The organism is Acinetobacter tianfuensis, from assembly GCF_003611465.1.
In the GTDB taxonomy this organism is placed as follows: domain Bacteria; phylum Pseudomonadota; class Gammaproteobacteria; order Pseudomonadales; family Moraxellaceae; genus Acinetobacter; species Acinetobacter tianfuensis.
In genome coordinates this window covers 1-6,259 of sequence record NZ_RAXV01000061.1, presented here as the reverse complement: position 1 = coordinate 6,259, position 6,259 = coordinate 1, and the positions used below count along the sequence as shown (strand labels likewise).

General features: G+C 40.5%; 9 protein-coding genes. All 9 read right to left on the bottom strand.

What is annotated here, in order from left to right; all coding sequences use genetic code 11:
• Positions 1–203: 203 nt before the first annotated feature.
• The 9 genes from D7V32_RS16480 to D7V32_RS16440 all read right to left on the bottom strand — a co-directional run bounded on the left by D7V32_RS16480 (position 204) and on the right by D7V32_RS16440 (position 6,258).
• Positions 204–389: a hypothetical protein gene (locus D7V32_RS16480; protein ID WP_120403873.1), complete on the bottom strand. Its 186-nt coding sequence runs from the start codon at positions 387–389 to the stop codon at positions 204–206.
• A gap of 95 nt (positions 390–484) precedes the next feature.
• Positions 485–679, bottom strand: a complete 195-nt coding sequence (locus D7V32_RS16475) for a hypothetical protein (RefSeq protein ID WP_120403872.1) — start codon at positions 677–679, stop codon at positions 485–487.
• Between the two features lies 1 nt (position 680).
• Positions 681–2,279 (bottom strand): zonular occludens toxin domain-containing protein, encoded by a 1,599-nt coding sequence (locus D7V32_RS16470; protein WP_120403871.1) that lies wholly within the window; start codon positions 2,277–2,279, stop codon positions 681–683.
• A gap of 52 nt (positions 2,280–2,331) precedes the next feature.
• Positions 2,332–2,655: a DUF2523 family protein gene (locus D7V32_RS16465; protein ID WP_120403870.1), complete on the bottom strand. Its 324-nt coding sequence runs from the start codon at positions 2,653–2,655 to the stop codon at positions 2,332–2,334.
• A complete protein-coding gene (locus D7V32_RS16460; RefSeq protein WP_147394239.1) occupies positions 2,652–4,166 on the bottom strand; it encodes a virulence factor TspB C-terminal domain-related protein in 1,515 nt (504 codons plus the stop codon). Before D7V32_RS16460 ends, D7V32_RS16465 begins: the two co-directional genes overlap by 4 nt.
• A 12-nt stretch (positions 4,167–4,178) precedes the next feature.
• Positions 4,179–4,490, bottom strand: a complete 312-nt coding sequence (locus tag D7V32_RS16455; RefSeq protein WP_120403868.1) for a hypothetical protein — start codon at positions 4,488–4,490, stop codon at positions 4,179–4,181.
• 10 nt (positions 4,491–4,500) lie between these two features.
• Positions 4,501–4,713, bottom strand: coding sequence for a hypothetical protein (locus D7V32_RS16450; RefSeq protein WP_120403867.1), 213 nt, complete (start codon positions 4,711–4,713; stop codon positions 4,501–4,503).
• A 2-nt stretch (positions 4,714–4,715) separates the two neighbouring features.
• Positions 4,716–5,015: a hypothetical protein gene (locus D7V32_RS16445; RefSeq protein WP_120403866.1), complete on the bottom strand. Its 300-nt coding sequence runs from the start codon at positions 5,013–5,015 to the stop codon at positions 4,716–4,718.
• The gene (locus D7V32_RS16440) at positions 4,999–6,258 is read right to left on the bottom strand and encodes a replication initiation factor domain-containing protein (protein ID WP_213072559.1); all 1,260 of its coding nucleotides are present in this window, start codon (positions 6,256–6,258) and stop codon (positions 4,999–5,001) included. The genes D7V32_RS16445 and D7V32_RS16440 overlap by 17 nt, the downstream gene beginning before the upstream one ends.
• Between the last annotated feature and the right edge of the window lies 1 nt (position 6,259).

Sequence of the window (6,259 nt, the reverse complement as noted above, 5' to 3'; positions counted from 1 at the left end):
TTATAGACCGCTATAACCTCGAAATTGCATGATCCAGCTTAATAAAAAACACCTTTAATTCATCTATTTCCCTGGCAAAGTCTGAATTTGATAACTGCATGTTTTCTAAATGCTTTTCAAGGTTTTCACGGATAAAAAGATAGTCTTCTTTTCGAAGCATTCCAATATTTCTACTATAGTGGCCAGTGGCATATAAACGTCTATTAATCAGGTTTGTACTCATCAGGCAATGGCTCATTAAAGCGTTCAGCAAAATAAGTGAGTTCCGAGTTAATTAAAAGCAGCTGAGCACGTTTAGCTTCATCAGTTTCATAAGCACATATAATATCTAATTTTTGGAGCACATTATTCAAAGTAAGTGACATACCTAACAACGGATCAAGCTTCATAAACACCCCTATATCAGTTCGGCGGAACACGCCTCTAAAAGACCGATTATAGTTTAAATTTAGGACTGTAATCAGAGGAAATAAGGTTGAATGTTTTAATATCCCGAATCCCTCGTAGACACTCGCTCTGCAATTTTCTTTTTTCGAGCCTTAAAGCGATATAAGCGCCATATTTTGTGTATAAATTCTAATGTTGAGAATACAGCACCACTCAAAAACCAGCCAGTGACAAAGCCAGTGATAATAAGGATTTCAAGCAAGTGATTAATAATTTGCAGTTCAGGTGTCATATCAGTGCCTATTTGCAGATTGCATATATTCAGATTTAGGTTGATTGAGCGGTATTTGCTCAACATTCAATTGTGGATTTTCTGATTTTCGAAGCTGTTCGGCTCGCTGGTAAGCAATGGCTTGAATTAATGCCTGCTGGTAAGCGGAATCTGATTGTTCATTTGTTTGTTGCTGCTGCTGTACTTGTTGTTGTCGATTTCCGAAGTAATCAAACGGTCTGTTGTAAGATTTATCGAGTAGCTTTTTGCAATCGCCTGCAGAGAATTGCTTAATGATTGTTCCCTGCTGGTCAACTGCAAAATGTTTGCCTTCAAACGATACACAGCCGCTAAAAACACGATGATTAGCAACAGCAGGCATAGAGACAGGTTCAAAGTCATAAGGCTTGGAATAATCGTAAATTTGTTCGGGTAAAACAACAGGAGCAGAAACAGCAGCACTGGAAGCATCATTATCATCAAGAGGATTCGTGCCGTTTTTTTCTGTTTTTGATTTATCAGCTGGCTCGCTTGCTGATGATGTGTCAGAAGCAGATCCATCCTTTGAATCATTTGCTGTTTTTGATTCTGATTTATCTTGTTCATTTTTAGCTTCCTTTTTTGCTGCAGCATCGGGATCAATACAGCCATAGTTGCCGCCAGTGACCATACAAACGAGTGCATTATTTTCTGCAAATAAGCCTGAAACACCATAAAGGCCCACACAGCCAAGTGCCGAAATGAGTGCAATTTTTTTCCATGGGTAACGCTTAACACGGGTATTTGCAGTCGTTGAGATATAAATTCTGTACAGCTGCTTTGGAAATCTGTATATGCCGTTATATTCAGCGCGTGCAATATTTCTAAGTGCATTTGGCTGCTCTTGGCATGTTGCCCATTCAATGCGAACCGATTGCTCAAATCCAAAAGCATTAATCAGGTGAATGTGGTGTGATGCCAGTTTACGAATGTATTTATGTACAAGACCTGGGTCTTGCGAAATGAAGATAAAGTCATATGATTTATGCCGATGTATTGTCAGATCGCGGACGATTGGATCTACTTTTTTATATTCTTCACTGAATATTTCAATGAGCTGGGCTTCATCATATGCAATGAATGCACCGAATGGCGTTCTGCGCCAATCAAAATCAGGCGGCAGCGGTCTAACTTGTGAAAGCAGCAATCCATTGATATTTGTGAACATGGCACGAACATGCTTAAAGTCCATAAACTTCTGATTATGTTCTTTATTGATGCGCTTAATAATCTCATTGAGATAGTAAACACGTTCAAAATAATACTCAGGATAGTTTTTAACTAATTCATCATATTCACCATCAAGCACAATATTGATGTGATATTGCTCAAGCAAGAAATCAAAATAGTCATCGGCGAAGAAGAATATTGATGTCTTTTTATGCAAGCCTTGACCGCGTGTAATTGTTACAGTGCGAAGCTCATCTTTTAAACCAAGCTCAATAATTTTTTCTATGGTTGATTTAAACAAGTAATAGTTAAAGTTCAGATTTTTAACGTTTTCTTTTGACAGCTTGTAAAGCATATCAACTGCAGTCAGCGTTTTACCGCCGCCCGGTGTAGCCGAAATAAATGTAATCATAGTTTTAACCCCAAGGTCAGCCCCGCTTAGTCAGTCGAAGCTCCCTCCCGCGCTAGTTGCTGACCTTAGATTTTGGTTTTAAGTCGTATGTAAAGCGCCAAACAATGGCAAATGTCATCGCTGTGAGAATGATCACAAGACAGGTATCAAGTTTTGCCAAGTCGATGAAAGCGATTAAGTAGTTTGAAAACTCAAGACTTTTCAAATCATCAAAATCGCCTTTTAAGTCTTTTAAATATTCGTCAATTTTGTCTAAAAGCGTTGTTGCTACAGCGATAGAAATAACCAAGCTGGCAATCATTTGTGTGTAACTGCCTTTGATTAAATTTGTACCAAGGTCATAAAAAATGCCTTTTAAAGATGTGCCTGCACTCATGCTTGATCCCTCACAACTACTGCTGAATAGACAATCCAAAGCGCTGTCATATTTGCAGCAAAAACAAGCGCATAACCGAGGTATTTAAAAAAGTCACAGATCATGGTTATGTCTATTTCTTTAGACCACGATTGATTGATAAATGTGAAATTCCAAATCGGGTTAGGCGGGCAAGCTGCAGCAGCTTCAAAGCTAATATCAAATTCACGGCTAAAAATTGAATCGTCTATTTCTTCGTGTTCTTCTTCTTCAAGTACCTCATCCTTTTTTACCCAGTCTATAAATTCACAGACAATATTTGCCCAATCACAGAAGCCCGGCCATTGCTGAGACGTTGTGCCTGTTGTCGTGGTAGATCCGTCAGGATTTGTTGTCGTTGTTGAATCAGATGTGCCTGTTGACGATGTATCGGAAGGTTTTACATAGCCTTCAATGGTTTTATCTCCGTCCGTTATTTTGTAATAACCTTCGGGTTTTTCAGCAGTACCGCCAGTTGTTGTTGGAGTATCAAGAGCGCCATCTACAGCACGCTGCATATCATTCTGAGCATCTGCAACAAGCGGATTTACAGTTTTCGGCTGGCCTTCGGAGTTGTCTTGTGTATAAGCTGATTTCATTGCCTCAGCAATAGCAGTTGCAAGTGCAGCATTGTTTGATTCAAGCGCGTTTTTTAGAGCTGTTTCAAGATCGGCATCGGAAACAGGTGTATTTTCTTGTTGATAATTCGGATCGTAAGAAGGATTAGATTTTTTAATAACACGAACACCTGTTTCTCTAGTAGGTGCACCTGAATGGGAAATTGTTGCAACACAATAAACATCATCACCAGACGGACAAGTATGTGACTGATAAATCCAACCCGGCCAGTTATAAGAAAGCACGTACTTGATAAGAGCTGTTTGTGTTCTACAGCCACCACCATCAGTTGTAAAACAATATTGATCAGATGGAGAAACAACATCAGAATCGGATTCAGAATCAGGCTTTTTAGTTACATTACCGCCTTCATCCATGACGTAATCAATGCCTTCCATGAGTGCATGAAAAGCAGCCATACCGACAAAAGTCGGAATTGAAGCTTTACCCACTTTTTTTGCATAGTCTTTTGCGTTTTTAAGGCGGTCTACAAGCGTAGAAGCGACTTTGGAAGTGTTTACTGGTTTTGTGACAGAAGCGCCGATTTTGGTTTTTGAGCCGTCAGGAGCAGTTGCAGAGCCTTCAATAAGTTGCTTAACAGCAGCACGCTGTGGAGAATCAGGAGCGCCCATATTAATTTGAGCAATTAGTTCAGCAGTAGCACGTTGCGAACGCATATGGTATGCATCTTGATTTTTATAATGTTGCTGTAAACGTTTTAAAGCCTGCTCTGGAGTGTCATCAGCGGGATTAGACGCTAAGGCAAGAGTGACTTGTAAACTAAGTGCAAGAGCCAAGAACCAACGCATAACCATAGTAAACCTACCATTTATTTTCCCCAGTGAAAAAGTGAAAAAATGGGGCCAAAGCCCCATCTTTAGATCGGATTAACCGACTTTGCGTGTACCGCCTTTCATCAAGCCGAATACTACAATCGCCAACACAATGAGAATCGCAACACCATACACAGACTGCAAACCTTCAAAAGCGGATTGAAGCGCAGCTTTAATTGTGTCAATGAATGTAAAGCTGATCGTTAAATCACCCTCAGCTGCCTGAGCAGATGAACCAACCACAGCGACAGCAGTAGCAGCACCAAGTTTTAAATAAAGGTTGCTCATGCGTGTACGCAGTGAAACCTTGCCATTTTTTTCAACAACTTCAGTTGTTGGGATCACATCTACATTGTTATAAGTCATGATATTTCTCCTATTCATCGACTTTTGAAACACCCTTGACCAGCCACATATAAGCCAAAATAAGGGTATAAATTGAGGCTTGAAGCGCGAGTAAATCATTCGCTTGTGACATGGTTATCCCCACGGATTCATTGATTAACTGCAGCAAATCAACATGAACACACGAGCGCCCCATATCCATTTGGAGTGATTCAACATATTCGATTGATTCGCAGATAATCATTTTTATTTAGCCTGTACTGGAGCCTTTTCAGGGATCAGGTCAACTAGAATAGTTGTAACGCTGCGACCGTTTGAAACCTGCTGTAAAACAGCTTTAGCTTTAAATGGCGGATCTAAATGCTCAAGTTTCGAGTAGTTATCTGAAAGGCCCCATGTATATTCAGAAGCAATGACACCCTTCGAGCGCTCACCAGCCAAAATACCTGTCTCTAAATAGACCTTCGTTGAATCATACGGAGTACCGTTGAAATCACCTTTTGAGGCCTTAAAAGCAGTTACGACAACATCAGATTGCATTTGCATTGATAAATTCCTTATATGCGGAGTTATTAACACCAGCCACGCCCACAAATAAAGGCATTTCTTCCAAAGAGCGCGTAGACTTACAAGCATCTAAAGAGGATTGAATTGGCTGTTTTAAACGAATAGCCTGCATGACTGCAGCATGTGAAAACTTAAGACGCTTAGGCACTTCATCTTTCGGAGATGAAAGCATGGCGATTAACGCATCAGATTCGATGATTTTTGCGTATTGACGGATGTATTTTCCGAATTGTTCACGGACAATTTCGATTGAACGATCCCAATTGATTTGAGACGTTTTTTTAACAACTTGTGTCTTTTCAGGTGTAACGAATTCTTTTCCTAGCTGCTTTGCAAGCCACTCAAAACAAGGGTAAGCACCCAAGAAATACTGAGATGGAGACAGCAAGATATCTAGCGGGATATGACGGTCTTTAGACTTAAACTCGACTTCTGCACGTGTCCACGGACTTAAAGGACTTCCCTCTTTTTTACCGCGTTCATAGAAACGGCAATACTTGCCACTGGTACGATCACCAATAGTCAAAGTTCGACCTTTACCGCTTGGGCGTTTCCAAGCACCTAAATGCTGGATTGTAGGAGCACGGCCACCACACCAAAAGCCATCTAAATCATCCCAATGGTCTGCAATATCCACAGAAATAAATTGGCCTTCAAAGTCATCGTAGGCTAAGTCACAGCGAGTAATTTTAGGATTTACACAGCCGTTTACTTTTTCAATACCAGTTTGAGCATCATAGAAACGTTCATAAGACGTAAGCCACTGATACAGACGTTGCTGCCAGCCTTTTCGTGCCAATGCACAGCCCGAACCATTGATTTGTACTGATATTTTTTTAGAGCTATGACCGTAAAGCACCATGCCGAGCATGTCTTGAAGCTCATATGCATATTTATAATTATGCATACCCTTTTCACGCTTTTTTTCTAAACCGAAGCCAAATATTTCGTATAAATGGTGATCTAAAAATGTCTCAATACCGTATGTAATCGAGTCTTCAGCCTGTTCAGGAGCAACAGAAAAATATTCCTGACCTAATGTCGATTGGCAAAAACTGAAAGTCACCCAGTCATGAGCAGCGATGCCGTATTCGTCACATGGAACAGAGTGCAAGATTGGAACATTGCCTTTTTCCGTTAAAACCATTTTTACGTTGTCGAGCTTCCGAGGGAAGGTGAATTCATCGCACTGCAGACGAGCGTCAGGCACCGTAACCCCCATA

Excerpts from the sequence above, each read along its gene's own strand:
- D7V32_RS16465 (WP_120403870.1), bottom strand. The coding sequence starts at position 2,655 with ATGAGTGCAGGCACATCTTTAAAAGGCATTTTTTATGACCTTGGTACA.
- D7V32_RS16470 (WP_120403871.1), bottom strand. The coding sequence starts at position 2,279 with ATGATTACATTTATTTCGGCTACACCGGGCGGCGGTAAAACGCTGACT.
- D7V32_RS16460 (WP_147394239.1), bottom strand. The coding sequence starts at position 4,166 with ATGGGGCTTTGGCCCCATTTTTTCACTTTTTCACTGGGGAAAATAAAT.
- D7V32_RS16440 (WP_213072559.1), bottom strand. The coding sequence starts at position 6,258 with ATGGGGGTTACGGTGCCTGACGCTCGTCTGCAGTGCGATGAATTCACC.
- D7V32_RS16455 (WP_120403868.1), bottom strand. The coding sequence starts at position 4,490 with ATGACTTATAACAATGTAGATGTGATCCCAACAACTGAAGTTGTTGAA.
- D7V32_RS16450 (WP_120403867.1), bottom strand. The coding sequence starts at position 4,713 with ATGATTATCTGCGAATCAATCGAATATGTTGAATCACTCCAAATGGAT.
- D7V32_RS16480 (WP_120403873.1), bottom strand. The coding sequence starts at position 389 with ATGAAGCTTGATCCGTTGTTAGGTATGTCACTTACTTTGAATAATGTG.
- D7V32_RS16445 (WP_120403866.1), bottom strand. The coding sequence starts at position 5,015 with ATGCAAATGCAATCTGATGTTGTCGTAACTGCTTTTAAGGCCTCAAAA.
- D7V32_RS16475 (WP_120403872.1), bottom strand. The coding sequence starts at position 679 with ATGACACCTGAACTGCAAATTATTAATCACTTGCTTGAAATCCTTATT.